Origin of the sequence: Actinomadura meyerae (assembly GCF_900188445.1) — a bacterium.
In the GTDB taxonomy this organism is placed as follows: Bacteria; Actinomycetota; Actinomycetes; order Streptosporangiales; family Streptosporangiaceae; genus Spirillospora; species Spirillospora meyerae.
Window position 1 is genome coordinate 15093 of sequence record NZ_FZOR01000035.1, and the last position, 15357, is coordinate 30449.

Annotated in this window: 15 protein-coding genes; 9 read left to right on the plus strand and 6 right to left on the minus strand. The window is 73.1% G+C overall.

Going from position 1 to position 15357, the window contains the following annotated elements:
- Positions 1 to 12: 12 nt before the first annotated feature.
- A complete protein-coding gene (locus CHF16_RS28895; RefSeq protein WP_089329301.1) occupies positions 13 to 306 on the plus strand; it encodes a DUF2470 domain-containing protein in 294 nt (97 codons plus the stop codon).
- Positions 307 to 354: 48 nt separating this feature from the next.
- Positions 355 to 1011 (plus strand): biliverdin-producing heme oxygenase, encoded by a 657-nt coding sequence (locus CHF16_RS28900; protein WP_089329302.1) that lies wholly within the window; start codon positions 355 to 357, stop codon positions 1009 to 1011.
- 68 nt (positions 1012 to 1079) lie between these two features.
- On the opposite strand, the gene CHF16_RS28905 is transcribed toward CHF16_RS28900, so the two are convergent.
- On the minus strand, positions 1080 to 1802 hold the full coding sequence (locus CHF16_RS28905) for a Crp/Fnr family transcriptional regulator (RefSeq protein WP_245869420.1): 723 nt from the start codon (positions 1800 to 1802) through the stop codon (positions 1080 to 1082).
- Positions 1803 to 2092: 290 nt separating this feature from the next.
- A complete protein-coding gene (locus tag CHF16_RS28910; protein ID WP_089329304.1) occupies positions 2093 to 3013 on the minus strand; it encodes a 5'-3' exonuclease in 921 nt (306 codons plus the stop codon).
- 98 nt (positions 3014 to 3111) lie between these two features.
- Here CHF16_RS28910 and CHF16_RS28915 point away from each other — a divergent pair, with 98 nt between their 5' ends.
- The 5 genes from CHF16_RS28915 to CHF16_RS28935 all read left to right on the plus strand — a co-directional run bounded on the left by CHF16_RS28915 (position 3112) and on the right by CHF16_RS28935 (position 9392).
- Positions 3112 to 4218: a M24 family metallopeptidase gene (locus tag CHF16_RS28915; RefSeq protein WP_245869423.1), complete on the plus strand. Its 1107-nt coding sequence runs from the start codon at positions 3112 to 3114 to the stop codon at positions 4216 to 4218.
- Between the two features lie 272 nt (positions 4219 to 4490).
- Positions 4491 to 5720, plus strand: coding sequence for an ABC transporter ATP-binding protein (locus tag CHF16_RS28920; RefSeq protein WP_089329306.1), 1230 nt, complete (start codon positions 4491 to 4493; stop codon positions 5718 to 5720).
- Positions 5717 to 7039 carry an ABC transporter substrate-binding protein gene (locus tag CHF16_RS28925; protein WP_089329307.1) on the plus strand — a complete coding sequence of 441 codons (1323 nt, stop codon included), beginning with the start codon at positions 5717 to 5719 and terminating at the stop codon, positions 7037 to 7039. The genes CHF16_RS28920 and CHF16_RS28925 overlap by 4 nt, the downstream gene beginning before the upstream one ends.
- A 38-nt stretch (positions 7040 to 7077) precedes the next feature.
- Entirely contained in the window at positions 7078 to 8466 is a 1389-nt protein-coding gene (locus CHF16_RS28930; protein WP_089329308.1) for an ABC transporter permease subunit, read from the plus strand.
- Positions 8463 to 9392: a carbohydrate ABC transporter permease gene (locus CHF16_RS28935; RefSeq protein WP_089329309.1), complete on the plus strand. Its 930-nt coding sequence runs from the start codon at positions 8463 to 8465 to the stop codon at positions 9390 to 9392. The genes CHF16_RS28930 and CHF16_RS28935 overlap by 4 nt, the downstream gene beginning before the upstream one ends.
- Before the next feature lie 73 nt (positions 9393 to 9465).
- Here the strand turns inward: CHF16_RS28935 and CHF16_RS28940 are convergent, their stop codons facing one another.
- On the minus strand, positions 9466 to 10704 hold the full coding sequence (locus CHF16_RS28940) for an ABC transporter ATP-binding protein (protein WP_089329310.1): 1239 nt from the start codon (positions 10702 to 10704) through the stop codon (positions 9466 to 9468).
- Between the two features lie 149 nt (positions 10705 to 10853).
- Here CHF16_RS28940 and CHF16_RS28945 point away from each other — a divergent pair, with 149 nt between their 5' ends.
- A complete protein-coding gene (locus tag CHF16_RS28945; RefSeq protein ID WP_089329311.1) occupies positions 10854 to 11870 on the plus strand; it encodes a LacI family DNA-binding transcriptional regulator in 1017 nt (338 codons plus the stop codon).
- Positions 11871 to 11950: 80 nt separating this feature from the next.
- Entirely contained in the window at positions 11951 to 12391 is a 441-nt protein-coding gene (locus tag CHF16_RS28950; protein ID WP_089329312.1) for an Lrp/AsnC family transcriptional regulator, read from the plus strand.
- Here CHF16_RS28950 and CHF16_RS28955 read toward each other — a convergent pair.
- The 3 genes from CHF16_RS28955 to CHF16_RS28965 form a co-directional block, all read right to left on the minus strand.
- Positions 12388 to 13326, minus strand: a complete 939-nt coding sequence (locus tag CHF16_RS28955; protein WP_089329313.1) for a TIGR03619 family F420-dependent LLM class oxidoreductase — start codon at positions 13324 to 13326, stop codon at positions 12388 to 12390. The two genes, CHF16_RS28950 and CHF16_RS28955, sit on opposite strands and share 4 nt — an antisense overlap.
- 100 nt (positions 13327 to 13426) lie before the next feature.
- Positions 13427 to 13942: a DUF1707 and FHA domain-containing protein gene (locus CHF16_RS28960; RefSeq protein WP_342750137.1), complete on the minus strand. Its 516-nt coding sequence runs from the start codon at positions 13940 to 13942 to the stop codon at positions 13427 to 13429.
- 191 nt (positions 13943 to 14133) lie between these two features.
- On the minus strand, positions 14134 to 15345 hold the full coding sequence (locus CHF16_RS28965; protein WP_089329315.1) for an acyl-CoA dehydrogenase family protein: 1212 nt from the start codon (positions 15343 to 15345) through the stop codon (positions 14134 to 14136).
- Positions 15346 to 15357 lie beyond the last annotated feature (12 nt).

Genomic DNA, 15357 nt, shown 5'->3' on the forward strand with positions numbered 1-15357 from the left:
AAGGACCGTTTCATGACCGACCCCGGGCCGTTCACCGAGGACGTCGTGCGGCAGATCACGCGGCACATGAACGACGACCACGCCGCCGACTGCCTCACCATCTGCCGGGCGCTCGGCGGCCGCCCCGGCGCCACCGCGGCCCGCATGACCGGGCTGGACGCCGCCGGGATCGAGTTCGCCGTCACCGACGGCGGGGTGGAGCAGCCCGTCCGGATCCCGTTCAGCGAGCGGCTCACCGAGCGGCCCCAGGTGCGGCATGAAGTCGTCCGGATGACCGAGGAGGCCCGTGCCGCCCTCAGCGGCTGACGCCCGGCGGCTGGACGTTCCCGACGCCCTGTCGGTAAAGTAGCCGACATGGCGTCGGAAAACGAGCTCTTCTCCGCGCGGCTGCGCGCCGCCACCTGGGACGACCACGGCGACAACGAGGGCTCCGCCTACATGAGCGCGCTGGCCGGGGGCCGCCTCGGCCGCGAGGAGTACGCGGCCCTGGTCGCGCAGCTGCACCCCGTCTACGACCTGCTGGAGGAGGCCGCCGACCGGATGGCCGCCGACCCCGTCGCCGGCCGGTTCGACCTGCCCGGCCTGCGCCGCCGCGAGGCGCTCGAGGCCGACCTCGGCTACTTCTACGGGCCCCGCTGGCGCGCCCGCGTCGAGCCGTCCCCGGCCACCGAGCGGTACTGCGCGCGGCTCCGCGAGGTCTGCTTCGACTGGCCCGGCGGGTTCGTCGCCCACCACTACACCCGCTACCTGGGCGACCTGTCCGGCGGGCAGTACATCGGCGTCCAGGTCCGCCGCGCGCTCGACCTCGCCGCCGGCGACGACGGCGTCCGCTTCTACCGCTTCCCCGGCAAGCCCAAGGGCTACAAGGACCGCTACCGCGAGCTGCTCGACACCGCGCCGTGGGACGCCGCCGAGCAGGACGCCGTCATCGGCGAGGTCAAGGCCGCCTACCGGCTCAACGTCGCCATCACCGCCGAACTCGGCGAGCGGCTCCGCCTCAGCGCCGCCTGACCCGGCCCGCGCTCAGTCGCACAAGCCCACCCCACCCGCGAGACACACCGCCCGGGGCCGTTCGGAATCTACAATGTAAAGGCGCCGTCCGCGAACGCCCGCAGCCCCGGCGGATCCAGCACCGTGATCCGGCGCCGGCCGGTGCGCACCAGCCCCGCGTCCCGCAGCACCGCCAGCGCCCGCGCCACCGTCTCGCGGGAGGCGTCCATCCAGCTGCCGAGCTCCTCCTGGGACAGCGGCGGCCCGATCGGCACCGCCCCGCCGGCGCCCGTGGCGCCCTGCCGCGCCGACATGTCCGCCAGGTCCGCCAGCAGGATCGCAAGCCGCCGCGGGCCCTGCGCCGACACGTGCGCCTGAAGCCGCCGGCCGGCGTCGTCCAGCCGCCGCACGAACGTGCCGCTGACCAGCATCCACACTCCGGGATGGGCGTCCAGGAACGCGGTGAACCGCGCCGCGGGCACCAGCAGCGCCCGCACCTGGTCGAGCGCCTGCACCGTCGCCGACCGCTCCCGCCGCCCGAGCACCGCGCTCTCGCACACCAGGTCCCCGGGCCCGCGCACCGCCAGCACCACCGCGTGCCCGTCCGCGCTGGACGCCACGACCTTCGCCCACCCCGACTCGATGACGATGATGTGGTCGGAGTCGTCACCCTGGTAGCACAGCGGCGCCCGCGCCCGGTAGACCCGGGACCGGCCCGCCTCCCGCAGCGCCGCGCGCTCCCGGCCGTCCAGCGCGTCCCAGAACCGGCCGCCGCGCGCCTCGGCCCGCTCGCTCACGGCTCGCGCGCTCACCGCGCACCCTCCCCGGCGCACGCCCGGGTGAACCGGCACCCCCGGCACATGGGGGGAGTGGGGCGGTGAGGCCCAGTGCCGCGGGTACCGGTCGTCTGCATGCGCCCATGACAACCCGTCACCGTCTCGCATGCTGCACGCCGGAGAACGCCGTGTCTGCGTCTTATGACACTTTTGGCGAAACTTGCAGCGAAACCCGCCCGCGCGTTTCGTCGTGGCGGCACCCGAGCCCCCGCAGGGCACGTCGCCCCGCCGCCCTCCGCCCTCCGCCCCCGCCCGGACCGCGCGGATCAGCGGGCCAGGGCGTTCAGCAGGCGGTTGACGGGGCTGCCGAGGTTCCAGCGGTCGGCGAGCTCCACCAGGGCCTCGGCGTCGCGGGGCTCGGCGGGGAGGCGGTCGTCCAGGGCCGCCAGCTCCGGCGCGTCGATGTCGGTGACCACCCGGACCACCGTCTCGGCGGCGGCCAGGTAGTCGCGGGCCGCCGCCATGCGGCGGCGGGCGCCCGCCGGGAAGCCCGCGTCGGTGCCCGCGTCCAGCGCGGCGAGGATGCCCTCGACCGAGCCGAAGCGGGTGACCAGCGCGGCGGCCGTCTTGTCGCCGACGCCCGGCACGCCCGGCAGGCCGTCGCTGGGGTCGCCGCGCAGCGTCGCGTAGTCGCCGTAGCCGCGGCCCGGGATGCCGTACTTGGCCGCGACCTCCTTCTCGCCCATCACCTGCAGGTTCCGGATGCCGCGCGCGGTGTAGAGGACGACCACGGGCCCGCTGTCGTCGACGAGCTGGAACAGGTCGCGGTCGCCGGTGACGATGTCGACCGGCCCCGCGGCGGCGCCGCGCACCGCGAGCGTCCCGATCACGTCGTCGGCCTCGTAGCCGGGGACGCCGGCGCGGGCCAGGCCGACCGCGTCCAGGACCGCGTCGATCACCGGGAGCTGCGCCTCCAGCGCGTCCGGGGTCTGGTCGCCGCCGTCGTCGGCCACCCGGTGCGCCTTGTAGGACGGCAGCGCCGCCACCCGGAACGCCGGCCGCCAGTCGGCGTCCATGCAGCAGACCAGGCGGTCGGGCGCGCGGTCCTGGACGAGGCGCGCGATCATGTCGATCAGCCCGCGCACCGCGTTCATCGGCGTCCCGTCCGGCGCGGTCACCGACTCGGGCACCCCGTAGAAGGCGCGGAAGTACAGCGACGGCGTGTCCAGCAGCATCAACCCGCTCATGGCGCCATGCTCCCACGCGGGTCCGACGCCGCGCCGCCGCGCCGCTCCTGGGATCCTGGTACCGGCCATCGGACAGGACACTGAGAATGGAGACGGGTGTGACAACGGAGTTGTATCCGCCGGAGCGCATCGCCCGGGTGCGGGAGGCGACGGCGGAGGCGGGCCTCGGCGCGGTGCTGCTGACCCCCGGCCCCGACCTGCGCTACGTCACCGGCTACGAGGCGAAGGAGCTGGAGCGCCTCACGTGCCTCGCGGTGCCCGCCGAGGGGGAGCCGTTCCTGGTCGTTCCCCGGCTTGAGCTGCCCGCCGCGCAGGAGTCCCCGGCCGGGGCGCTCGGCATCGAGCTGGTGCCGTGGGACGAGACCGAGGACCCGTACGCGCTGACCGCCGCCCGCCTGCCGAAGGCGGGCAGGGTCGGCGTCGCCGACCGGATGTGGGCGGTCATGGCGCTGCGGTTCCGCGCCGCGCTGCCCGGGGCCGAGCAGGTCGCGGCCGGGCCGGTGCTGCGCGAGCTGCGGATGCGCAAGTCCGCCGCCGAGGTCGCGGCGCTGCGCGAGGCCGGCGCCGCCATCGACCGGGTGCACCGCCTCGTGCCCGGCCTGCTCAAGGCCGGCCGCACCGAGCGCGAGGTCGCCCGCGACATCGCCGACGCGATCATCGCCGAGGGGCACGCCCGCGTCGACTTCGTCATCGTCGGGTCCGGCCCCAACGGCGCCAACCCGCACGCCGAGCCGTCGGACCGCGTGATCCGGCCCGGCGAGCCCGTCGTGGTCGACATCGGCGGGACGATGCCGAGCGGCTACTGCTCGGACTCCACCCGCAACTACTGCGTCGGGGAGCCGCCCGCCGACTACCGCGCCTACTTCGCGGTGCTGGAGGAGGCGCAGCGCGCCTCGTGCGCGGCGGTCCGGCCGGGCGCGACGCCCGAGGCGGTGGACGCGGCGGGCCGCGACATCATCGCCGCCGCCGGGCACGGCGAGCACTTCTTCCACCGCACCGGCCACGGCATCGGCCTGGAGTCCCACGAGGACCCCTACATCGTCGCCGGCAACCGGGAGCCGCTGGAGCCCGGCATGGCGTTCTCCATCGAGCCGGGCATCTACCCCGGCCCGCACGGCGCCCGCATCGAGGACATCGTCGTGTGCACCGAGGACGGCTACGAGCCGATGAACGTCACCGAGCGGGGCCTGGTGGTCGTCGACTGAGCGGTGGTGGCCGACCCGCGCCGTGGCGCGGCGCGGTCAGGCGAGGCGAGGGTGCGGACGGGTTTGCGTCCGCACCCTCGCGGCGTTTCGGACGAGGCGAATCGGGGCGGACCACGGGTCGGTAACGATCTCTGCACCAAATCCGTCAGCGGGCACCGTGCGTGTTGCGGGCGGGGCGCTCCGCCCTGTACCACCTAGATGCATTGTTACGCGGGGGTAAATCGGGTTTCTCCCCCCTGCCGGAGCCGTGCCGTGAATGAAGAGGAGACGCCGTGGCAGAGGTCGACCTGACCAGCGTCGGGAAGGTCTATCCCGACGGCACCCGGGCCGTCACCGACCTGAACCTCCACATCGCCGACGGGGAGTTCCTCGTCCTCGTCGGGCCGTCGGGCTGCGGCAAGACGACCGCGCTGCGGATGGTCGCCGGCCTGGAGGACATCTCCGAGGGCGAGGTCACGATCGGGGGCCGGGTCGTCAACCGCGTCCCCGCCCGCGACCGCGACGTCGCGATGGTGTTCCAGAGCTACGCGCTCTACCCGCACCTGTCGGTGCGCGACAACATCGGCTTCGGGCTGTCGCTGCGCAAGATGCCGAAGGCCGAGATCCGCGCCAAGGTCGACCGCGCCGCCGAGATCCTCGGCCTCACCGACCACCTGTCGCGCAAGCCCCGCAACCTGTCGGGCGGGCAGCGCCAGCGCGTCGCGATGGGCCGCGCGATCGTCCGCGAGCCGCAGGCGTTCCTGATGGACGAGCCGCTGTCCAACCTCGACGCCAAGCTCCGCGTCCAGATGCGCGCCGAGATCGCCCGCATCCAGCGCGACCTCGGCGTCACCACGATCTACGTCACCCACGACCAGACCGAGGCGATGACGCTCGGCGACCGCGTCGCGGTGATGAAGAAGGGCGAGCTGCAGCAGGTCGCGCCGCCGCAGGAGCTCTACGACCGGCCGGCCAACCTGTTCGTCGCCGGCTTCATCGGCTCACCGGCCATGAACCTGATCCACGGCACGCTGTCCGGGGACGCGGCGAACCCGCGACTGGAGATCGGCGGCCAGACCCTGGCGCTGCCGGCCGAGGTGCTGACCGAGCGCCCGGCCCTGGCGTCCCGCCTCGGGAGCGACGTCGTCGTCGGCATCCGCCCCGAGGACATGGAGGACTCCGAGCTCGTGGAGACGCCCGAGGGGTCCCGGCTGTCCTCCACCGCCGACCTCGTCGAGGCGATGGGCTCGGACGTGCTGGTCCACTTCGCGATCGAGGCGTCCCAGGTCGTCACCGAGGACACCAAGGAACTCGCCCGCGACGCGGGGACCGACGTGCTGGGGCACCTGGAGAGCCCCCGCACGGACCTGGTCGCGCGGTTCAGCCCGCGCACCCGCGTGAAGGTGGGCGACCCGGTGACGATCCGCGTCGACACCGGCCGCCTGCACTTCTTCGATATCGAGTCCGGCGCGGCGATCTGGGGATCGGACGCCGCCGGTCCGTCCAGGGAGGATGAAGAATGAGGGTCAGCAGAGTGATGGGGGCCGCCGTCGCGGCGGGACTGCTCCTGTCGTCGGCCGCCGCGTGCGGCGGCGACGACGACGGCGGCGGCGACGGCGCGACGCCGGCCGGCGGGGGAGCCCTCAAGGGCACCACGATCGAGGTCGCCGCGAAGTGGACCGGCGCGGAGGAGACCAACTTCCGCAAGGTGCTGCAGGCGTTCGAGAAGAAGACCGGCGCCAAGGTCAACTACGCCTCCACCGGTGAGAACACCGACGCCTACCTCGGCCCGCGCATCGAGGCCGGCAACCCGCCGGACGTGGCGATCCTGCCGCAGCCCGGCCTGATGCAGCAGTACGCGCAGAAGGGCTCGCTGAAGCCGCTGGCCGACGACGTCGTCACCGAGGTCGGCAACAACTTCGCGCCGTACTGGAAGGAGCTCGGCTCCTCCGGCGGCAAGACCTACGGCGTGATGGTCAAGGCCGCCTACAAGTCGATCCTGTGGTACCGGCCGGACGCGTTCGACGAGGCCGGCGTGCAGCCGCCCGCGGCGTGGGCCGACCTCGTGAAGGCGTCCGGCACGCTGCAGGACGCGGGCAGCACCCCGTTCACCCTCGCCGCCGGCCCGCAGGACTCCTGGACCCTGACCGACTGGTTCGAGAACGTCTACCTGTCGCAGGCGGGCCCGGAGAACTACGACAAGCTCGCCAAGCACGAGATCAAGTGGACCGACCCCACGGTCGGCAAGGCGCTGGAGACCCTCGCGCAGATCTGGGGCAAGCCCGACTACCTCAACGGCGGCGTCGCCGCGGCGACCAAGACCAAGTTCGACGAGTCGGTCACCCAGGTCTTCGGCCAGCAGAAGGCCGCGATGGTCTACGGCGGCGACTTCGCCGCCGCGAACATCGCCACCACCAAGGCCAAGGTCGGCACCGACGCCAAGGTGTTCGCCTTCCCGAAGGCCGGCGACACCGCCCCGGCGATCCTCGGCGGCGACGTCGCGGTCGCGCTGAAGGACGGCAAGGGCGCGCAGGAGCTGATGAAGTTCCTCGCCTCCCCGGAGGCCGGCAAGGTCTGGGCCGGGCTCGGCGGCTACCTGACGCCCAACAAGAACGTCCCGCCGGACGCCTACTCCGACCCGATCGCCAAGCAGCTGATCGGCCAGCTGCAGCAGTCCGGCGACGCCGCCCGCTACGACATGTCCGACCTGGCGCCCGCCGCGTTCGGCGCGACCCCCGGCAAGGGCGAGTGGGAGGCGCTCCGCCAGTTCGTGATCAAGCCGACCGACGTCAAGGGCGCGCAGGCCAAGCTGGAGGCCGAGGCCGCCAAGGCGTACAAGTGACGCGCACGCACAGGGCCGACAAGTAGGGAACCCCCGGAATGAAGGCTCGCAATGAGGAGGTGCCGCCGGCCGCGACGGCCGGCGGCGCCGCCGCCGTCGACGTACCGGCCGCCCGGCGGCCCGGCGCCCGCCGGGGACGCGAGCGGCTGACCCCGCCGTCCTGGCTCGCCCTGACGTTCCTGCTGCCGGCGCTGCTGCTGCTCGGCTTCCTGGTCGTCTACCCGATCGTCTACTCGGTGATCCGGAGCTTCTTCGACGCCTCGGGCGACTCGTTCGTCGGCGTCGACAACTACACCGGGGTCTTCAAGGGGCACAACAACCTCGTCGCGGTCCGCAACACCGCGATCTGGGTGGTGGTGGCCCCGACCATCGTCACCATCATCGGCCTGGTGTTCGCCGTCCTCACCGAGCGGATCCGGTGGGCGACGGTGTTCAAGCTCGTGGTGTTCATGCCGATGGCGATCTCGTTCCTCGCCTCCGGCGTGATCTTCCGGCTGGTGTACCAGATGGACCCCGACAAGGGCGTCGCGAACGCGGCGCTCGTCGCGATCCACGACACCTTCGCGCAGGGCACCACCTACCCGGGCGCCGGGCCGCGCAGCGGCGGCGACGCGCCGGTCCGCGAGGAGGGCGGCGCGGTCGTCACCGCGAACCCCGTCCAGGCCGGGCAGAGCGCGCTCGTCCCGCTGCTGAAGGTCAAGCCGGAGTACCTGCCGAAGGACGCGAAGCCGGCCGCGCAGCCGCCGGCCGCCAAGCCGGGGCAGCTGACCGGGACGGTCTGGTTCGACTTCACCCGCGGCGGCGGAGGGCAGCAGAACACCCCCAACGCGGGTGAGTCCGGCCTGCCCGGCATCAAGGTCGAGGCGGTGCGGGACGGCAAGGTGGTCGCCAAGGCCACCACGGAGGCCGACGGGACCTTCACGATGAAGGACGTCCCCGACGGGACGTACACGGTCCGGCTGCCCAAGGACAACTTCACCGGTGCCTACCGCGGCGCCGAGTGGCTCGGCTCCACCCTGATCACCCCCGCGATCATCGGGTCGTACCTGTGGGTGTGGTCCGGCTTCGCGATGGTGCTGATCGCCGCCGGGCTCGCCGCGATCCCCCGGGACGCGCTGGAGGCGGCCCGGGTGGACGGCGCCACCGAGTGGCAGGTGTTCCGGCGGGTGACGATCCCGCTGCTCGCGCCCGTCCTGATGGTGGTGCTGGTGACACTGGTGATCAACGTCCTGAAGGTCTTCGACCTCGTCTTCATCATCGGCGGCGGCGATCCGAACGCCAACGTGCTGGCGCTGCAGATGTGGACGGTGTCGTTCGGCGGCGGCGGCGACCAGGGCGCCGGCAGCGCGATCGCCGTGCTGCTGTTCCTGCTGGTGCTGCCCGCCATGCTGTTCAACATCCGGCGACTGCGGCAGGAGCGCAAATGAGCACCGCGGTGGAGACCACGAAGGCGCCGGCGGAGGGCGGCGGCGCGGCGGGCGCGCCCCGCCGCGGCATCGCCGCCCGGATCGTCGGCCGGATCGGCGGCGGCGTCGCGCAGGCGCTGCTGGTGCTGATCGCGCTGTTCTGGCTCGTCCCGACGCTGGGGCTGCTGGTGGCGTCGCTGCGCTCCAACGAGGACAACAGCGCCGACGGCTGGTGGAACGTGTTCGCCAAGCCGACGCAGCTGACCATGGAGTCCTACAGCGCGCTGCTGGACAAGGGCGACTTCGTCGACTCGTTCTGGAACACGGTGCTGATCACCGTGCCGGCCACGCTGCTGGTGGTGGTGATCGCCGCGCTGGCCGCCTACGCGTTCGCGTGGATGGAGTTCCCCGGCCGGGACTGGCTGTTCATCATCGTGGTGGCGCTGCTGGTGGTGCCGGTCCAGGTCGCGCTGATCCCGGTCGCCAAGCTGTACGGGGCGATCGAGTTCGGCGGGTTCCAGATGTTCGGCTCGGTCACCGGCGTGGTGCTGTTCCACGTCGCGTTCGGGCTGCCGTTCGCGATCTTCCTGCTGCGCAACTTCTTCGCCGCGATCCCCCGGGATCTGCTGGAGGCGGCGCGGATGGACGGCGGCTCGGAGTGGACGATCTTCCGGCGGGTGATCTTCCCGCTGGGCGGCCCGGCGATCGCCTCGCTCGGCATCTTCCAGTTCCTGTGGGTGTGGAACGACCTGCTGGTCGCGCTGGTGTTCGCCGACACCGAGTCGCAGCCGATGACCAAGTGGCTGCAGTCCCAGATGCGGCAGTTCACCGGCAACATCGACATCCTGGCGCCCGGCGCGTTCCTCTCGCTGATCGTCCCGCTGGTGGTGTTCTTCGCCTTCCAGCGGTACTTCGTCCAGGGCGTCCTCGCGGGCTCGGTGAAGTAGCCGGCCGGGACACGGCGAAGCCCCCACGGCCCGCGCGGGCCGTGGGGGCTTCGCCATGTCCGGGACCGGGCGGCTACTTGCTCAGGTTCGCGGCGCCGTGCCGGGCCGCCGCGTCCGGGTGGCCGATGGCCAGGCCGCTGGACGGGTCGAAGAAGTGCAGCCGGCGGGTGTCGACGGCGAGCTCCACGTCCTGCCCCGGCCGCACGTGCGAGCGGGAGTTGACGCGCGCCGTCCACAGCGCCTTGTTGTCGACCAGGGGGATCGCCATGTCGCCGTCGGCCTCGGCGTCCTCGGCGAGGTCGGCGGTGTCCTTGTGCTCGACCGGCGGCGCGTCGATGGTGAAGATGACGTTGATCTCGCTGCCGAGCTCCTCGGTCACGCTGCTGCGCACCGGCATCGGCGCCCACTCGGGGTTGGCGTGCGCGGCGTCCTCGAAGTCGGACGGGCGGATGCCGAGGATGACCTTGCGGCCGAGGTAGTCCCGCAGGCCGGGCTTGCCGTCCAGGACCGCGGCGGGCACCGGCAGCGTGTACCCGGCGAAGGACACCCGCGCGCCGCCGTCGCCGGTGCCGAGGTCGGCGAGGACGAAGTTCATCGCGGGCGACCCGATGAACCCGGCGACGAACAGGTTGACGGGGCTGTCGAACAGCCGCTGCGGGGTGTCGACCTGCTGCAGGACGCCCTCGCGCAGCACGCACACCCGCGTCCCGAGCGTCATGGCCTCGATCTGGTCGTGGGTGACGTACACGGTGGTGACGCCGAGCCGCTCGTGCAGCTGGCTGAGGGAGGCGCGCATGGACACCCGGAGCTTGGCGTCCAGGTTCGACAGCGGCTCGTCCATCAGGAACGCCTGCGGCTCCCGGACGATCGCGCGGCCCATCGCGACGCGCTGCCGCTGGCCGCCCGACAGCGCGGCGGGCTTGCGGGACAGGAACTGCTCCAGGCCGAGCATCTTGGCCGCTTCGCGGACCTTCGTCTTGATCTCCGCCTTCGGCGTGCCGCGCAGCTTGAGGCCGAACGCCAGGTTCTGCTCGACGGTCATGTGCGGGTAGAGGGCGTAGTTCTGGAAGACCATCGCGATGTCGCGGTCCTTGGGGGCGAGGTCGTTGACGACCCGGTCGCCGATCGAGATCTTGCCGCCGCTGATCTCCTCCAGCCCGGCGATCATCCGCAGCGCGGTGGACTTGCCGCACCCGGACGGGCCGACCAGCACCATGAACTCCCCGTCCCGGATCTCCAGGTCGAGCCCGTCGACGGCCTTGACGCCGCCGCTGTACACCTTGTCGACCCGGTCCAGCACGATCTTGGCCATCGGATCCCCTTCATGGAAACGTTTCCATTACCCCCTGTCGAACAGGGGTTTCACAGCACTGAGAGGAGTAAACATCATGGAATCGTTTCCATGGGAGAACAGCTCCGGATAAGATCATCGAAAACCGGCGAAGCGGGAGGTGACGGGCGGTGCGGCAGGGGCTGGCGACGATCAAGGACGTGGCCGCGGCGGCGGGCGTGGGCATCGCCACCGTGTCGCGGGTGTTCTCCGGCGGCTCGGTGAGCGCGGCCACCCGGGAGCGGGTGCTGGCCGCCGCGGCCGAGCTGGACTATCGGCCGAGCGCCCTCGGCCGCGGGCTGAAGCTGCGCCGCAGCGGCGGCATCGGGCTGATCGTCCCGGACGTCACCGACCCGTTCCGCGCCGAGCTGGTCGCCGGGGTGCTCGCCTGCGCCCGCAGCCTCGGCGAGCACGTCATCGTCGACGCCGCGCACGGCGACCCCGCCCGCGAGGCCGAGATCGTGGAGCGGCTCGTCGCGCAGCGGGTGGACGGGATCATCGCGGTGCCCGCCGGGACCGAGGCCGACTGGCGCGGCGCCGCGCGGGTGTGCTCCAGCGTCGTGTTCGCCGACCGGGTCCTGCCGGGCATGGCGGACGTCCCGGCCGTGCTCGCCGACGACGCGGGCGGCGTCCGGTCCCTCACCGAGTACCTCGCCGGGCTCGGGCACCGGCGCATCGCCTTCCTCGGCGGCGCCCCCGGCACGCCCGCCGGGGTGCGCGAGCGCGCGTTCCGCGACACCCTCGCCCAGCTCGGCGTCCCGGTGGAGGAGGACCTGGTCGTCGCCGCCCGCCCGGCCCGCGACGCCGCCTACGCCGCCGCGGCCGGGCTGCTGCAGCGCCGCGCCGACGTCACCGCGATCCTGGCCGCCGGTCACCTGCTCGGCGAGGCGGCCGTACTGGTCGCCCGCGAGCTGGACCTGCGGGTCCCCGCCGACGTGTCGATCGCGATGGTGGACGACGTGGCGTGGGCGGAGCTGTGCGACCCGCCGCTGACCGCTGTCGCCCGCCCCGGCCACGACATCGGCTACCGCGCCTGCGAGCTGCTGCTGCGCGAGCCCGCCCGGCGGGGGAGGGGCGGCCCGGTGCTGCTGCCGACCGAGCTGGTGGTGCGCGGCAGCTGCGGCCCGCTGCGGCCCGCGCGCCGCTGACGCCCGGAAATCGGCCGATGACGGCCGATCCGTGATCTATGGGGACGCGCGGACGCCCTCCGGCGCGCTAGATTTCCCGGGTGGAGGAGATCGATCGTCAGATCATGGCGCTGCTCGCCGACGACGGGCGGATGAGCTTCACCGATCTGGCCAAGGAGACGGGGCTGTCGGTGTCGGCCGTGCACCAGCGGGTGCGCAGGCTGCAGAAGCGCGGCGTCATCCGGGGGTTCGCCGCGCAGCTGGACAGCGGGCAGATCGGGCTGCCGCTGACGGCGTTCGTGTCGATCAAGCCGATCGACCCGGCCGCGCCCGACGACGCCCCCGAGCGGCTGTCGCACCTCCAGGCGATCGAGGCGTGCCATTCGGTGGCCGGGGACGAGAGCTACATCCTCAAGGTGCGGGTCGCGTCCCCCAACGAGCTGGAGGACCTGCTCCAGAAGATCCGCGCCGCCGCGAACGTCGCGACCCGGACCACCGTGGTGCTCAGCACCCCGTGGGAGGCGCGCCGCCCGCCCCTCTAGCCCGTGCCCTCGCCTGCCCCGGCACGCGGTCGGTCCCGCGGCGCGAAGACCTCCAGGGCCTCCAGGGCGCGGTCGAGGGAGGCGCCCGGGTCGGCTCCGGGGCCGGTCACCTCGGGGTCGAAGTTCAGGTCGACGAACACCTCGGTGACGCCCTGCCCGGCGAGCGCCTCCAGGTCGGCGGCGATCTCCTCGTAGGAGCCGGTGAGGGGCCGCCGGCCCTCCCGGCCGCCGGGCCGCAGCCGCACCGCGCCCCGGCACACGAACCGCAGCGCGCCCGCGTCCCTGCCGGCCTCCTCGGCGGCCTCCCGGACGATGCCGATGGAGCGGCCGATCGCGGACAGGTCGGCGCGGCTGGAGCTGACCCAGCCGTCGGCGAGCCGCCCCGCGCGGCGCAGCGCGGGCTCGGCGGCGCCGCCCAGCAGCACCGGCAGCGGGGACTGCGCCGGCGGCGGCTCCATCACCACCGGCGGGACGCCGTAGAACTCGCCGCGGAACTCGGCCGGGGCGCCGCTCCACAGCGCGCGCAGCACGGCGAGGTGCTCCTCCGCGCGGGCGCCGCGCCGCGCCATCGGGACGCCTGCGGCGGCGAACTCCTCGGGCATCCAGCCGAGCCCGAGGCCGAGGTCGAGCCGCCCGCCGCTGACGCGGTCGAGGGTCGCGGCCTGCTTGGCCAGGACGGGCGGCGCGTAGAACGGCAGGTTCGCGACCGCCACGCCGAGCCGCGCCCGGGTGGTCAGCCCGGCCAGGTAGGCGAGCGTGACGAACGGGTCGGGGACGCTCCGGTAGGTCCGGTCGTCCGCCCCCGCGGGGTTGAGGAGGCGCTGCAGCGTCCACAGCGAGCGGTAGCCGAGCTCCTCGGCCCGCCGCGCCACCGCGGCCTGGTTGCCGGGCGTGGCCCACGCGCCCGATACCGGCACGGCGAATCCGATCAGCATGCCTCTGCCCTCCCGGCCGAACCTTACAACGTCAAGGCCAGCGGCGAGGGCGGCGGCCGCATGCGTCCGGTAAAGCCCCGGCCGCACGGGCGCGGGACGGTCAGGGGGCGGCGGCGATGAAGGCGGCGTTGCCGAAGCCGACCTCGTCGCCGGGCCGCAGCCGGGCCGGCCCGGTCAGCCGCCAGCCGTTCACCCGGGTGCCGTTCATCGACCCGAGGTCGGAGATCATCCACTGGTCGCCGTCCCGGTAGATCTCGGCGTGGAACCGCGAGACGGTGAGGTCGGCGAGGATGAACTGGCAGGCGGGGGCGCGGCCGACGACGATCCGCTTCAGCTCGGCGGGCGGCAGCACGAACCGGGGCAGCCGCGGCGCCCGCCAGGCCGCCTCGATCCGCGCGGTCACCTGCGACACCGACGACACGAGCCCGGTCAGCCGGTCGAGGACGCGGTTCTGCGGGGGGAGGTCGTGCACGATGTCGGCCAGCTCGGCCTGGCTGCGCGCCCGGAGCACCTGGTCGACGCGGCGCTCGAACGTCTCGTCCGACATGCGGCCCTCGGCCACGCGGTCGCTCAGGACGCGCAGGGCCCGGTCCCGCTGCGTGTCGGACGCTCTCACCGGGAATGAGCCCTGACGGTCCATGGCTGTGAGTATCCAGTCCCCATCGTCGGCTGTCCAGAAAGGGCCGCGGGCCCTGGGGGGCGGGCGATCGCCCTCACCCGCCCCCCACCTGTTCGATGGCGGGTCCGCCGCGGAAGTTCGCGGAAGTTCGCGGCGGATGCGGTGTTTCCGGCGCCGGACGCGCGGGGTCAGCGCGACAGCAGGTCGCGCGCGATGTGGGTCACCTGGATCTCGTCGGTGCCGGCGTAGATCTGGAAGGACTTGGCGTCGCGGGCGAGCTGCTCGACGCGGTACTCGCTCATGTAGCCGTTGCCGCCGAACAGCTGCACCGCCTCCTGCGCGACCTCGCTGGCGGCCTGCGCGGCGTACAGCTTCATCGCGGACGCCTCCGCGAGCGTCATGGCGCGGCCCGCCCGCTGCATCTCGATGTGCCGGAACACCAGGTTCTGGACGTTGAGCCGCGCGACCTCCATCTTGGCCAGCTTCAGCTGGATGAGCTGGAAGTCGCCGATGCGCTGCCCCCACAGCTCGCGGGTCCTGGCGTACTCGACCGACAGCTTCAGGCACTCCTCGATGACGCCGAGGGCCATCGCGGCGACGCCGGCGCGCTCGGTGACGAAGTTCTGCTTGGCCGACTCCTTGCCGCCCTGCGAGCCGGAGGTGAGCAGGCGGTCGGCGCCGGCCCGGACGTCGTTGAGGAACAGCTCGCCGGTGGGGGAGGAGTGCAGGCCCATCTTGCGCAGCGGCTTGCTCTGCTCCAGGCCCTCCATGCCCCGGTCGAGGACGAACGTCAGGATCTCCCGGTCGCGGGGGTCGCTCCCGTCGTCGAGCTTGCAGTAGAAGACGATGGTGTCGGCGTAGGGGCCGTTGGTGATGAAGGTCTTGCTGCCGTTGATGACGTACTCGTCGCCGACCTTCCTGGCCGTGGCCTGCATGCCGCCGAAGGCGTCCGAACCGGAGTTGGGCTCGGTGATGGCCCAGGCCCCGACCTTCTCCATGGTGAGCAGCGGCAGCGCCCAGCGCTCCTTCTGCTCGGGGGTGCCGCGCTTCATGATCGTTCCGGCGGCGAGGCCGAGCCCGACGCCCATCGCCGACACCAGGCCGGGCGCGACCTTGCACAGCTCGATGACCGGGATCATGGTCATCGCGGCGCCCCCGCCGCCGGACCGCTCCTCGCCCTCGGACTCGCGCGCCCCGCCCTCGCGCTCCTTGGCGATGCGGGCATGGAAGGACGAGCGCGCCATCTCGTCCATCCCGAACGTCTTGTACAGCCCGCGGAGCAGGTCGTAGGGCGGCAGCTCGCCCGACTCCAGCGCGTCCAGATTGGGCCGGACCTCGGCGTCGATCCAGCCGCGCACCGCGTCCCGGATCATCAGGTCTTCCTCGGACCACTCGATCATGCTCTCGTCCTG

What these genes read in the sequence shown, in the direction of transcription:
- CHF16_RS28895 (WP_089329301.1), top strand. Translation starts at nt 13, where the DNA reads ATGACCGACCCCGGGCCGTTCACCGAGGACGTCGTGCGGCAGATCACG.
- CHF16_RS28900 (WP_089329302.1), top strand. Translation starts at nt 355, where the DNA reads ATGGCGTCGGAAAACGAGCTCTTCTCCGCGCGGCTGCGCGCCGCCACC.
- CHF16_RS28910 (WP_089329304.1), bottom strand. Translation starts at nt 3,013, where the DNA reads ATGAGCGGGTTGATGCTGCTGGACACGCCGTCGCTGTACTTCCGCGCC.
- CHF16_RS28925 (WP_089329307.1), top strand. Translation starts at nt 5,717, where the DNA reads ATGAGGGTCAGCAGAGTGATGGGGGCCGCCGTCGCGGCGGGACTGCTC.
- CHF16_RS28930 (WP_089329308.1), top strand. Translation starts at nt 7,078, where the DNA reads ATGAAGGCTCGCAATGAGGAGGTGCCGCCGGCCGCGACGGCCGGCGGC.
- CHF16_RS28935 (WP_089329309.1), top strand. Translation starts at nt 8,463, where the DNA reads ATGAGCACCGCGGTGGAGACCACGAAGGCGCCGGCGGAGGGCGGCGGC.
- CHF16_RS28940 (WP_089329310.1), bottom strand. Translation starts at nt 10,704, where the DNA reads ATGGCCAAGATCGTGCTGGACCGGGTCGACAAGGTGTACAGCGGCGGC.
- CHF16_RS28955 (WP_089329313.1), bottom strand. Translation starts at nt 13,326, where the DNA reads ATGCTGATCGGATTCGCCGTGCCGGTATCGGGCGCGTGGGCCACGCCC.
- CHF16_RS28965 (WP_089329315.1), bottom strand. Translation starts at nt 15,345, where the DNA reads ATGATCGAGTGGTCCGAGGAAGACCTGATGATCCGGGACGCGGTGCGC.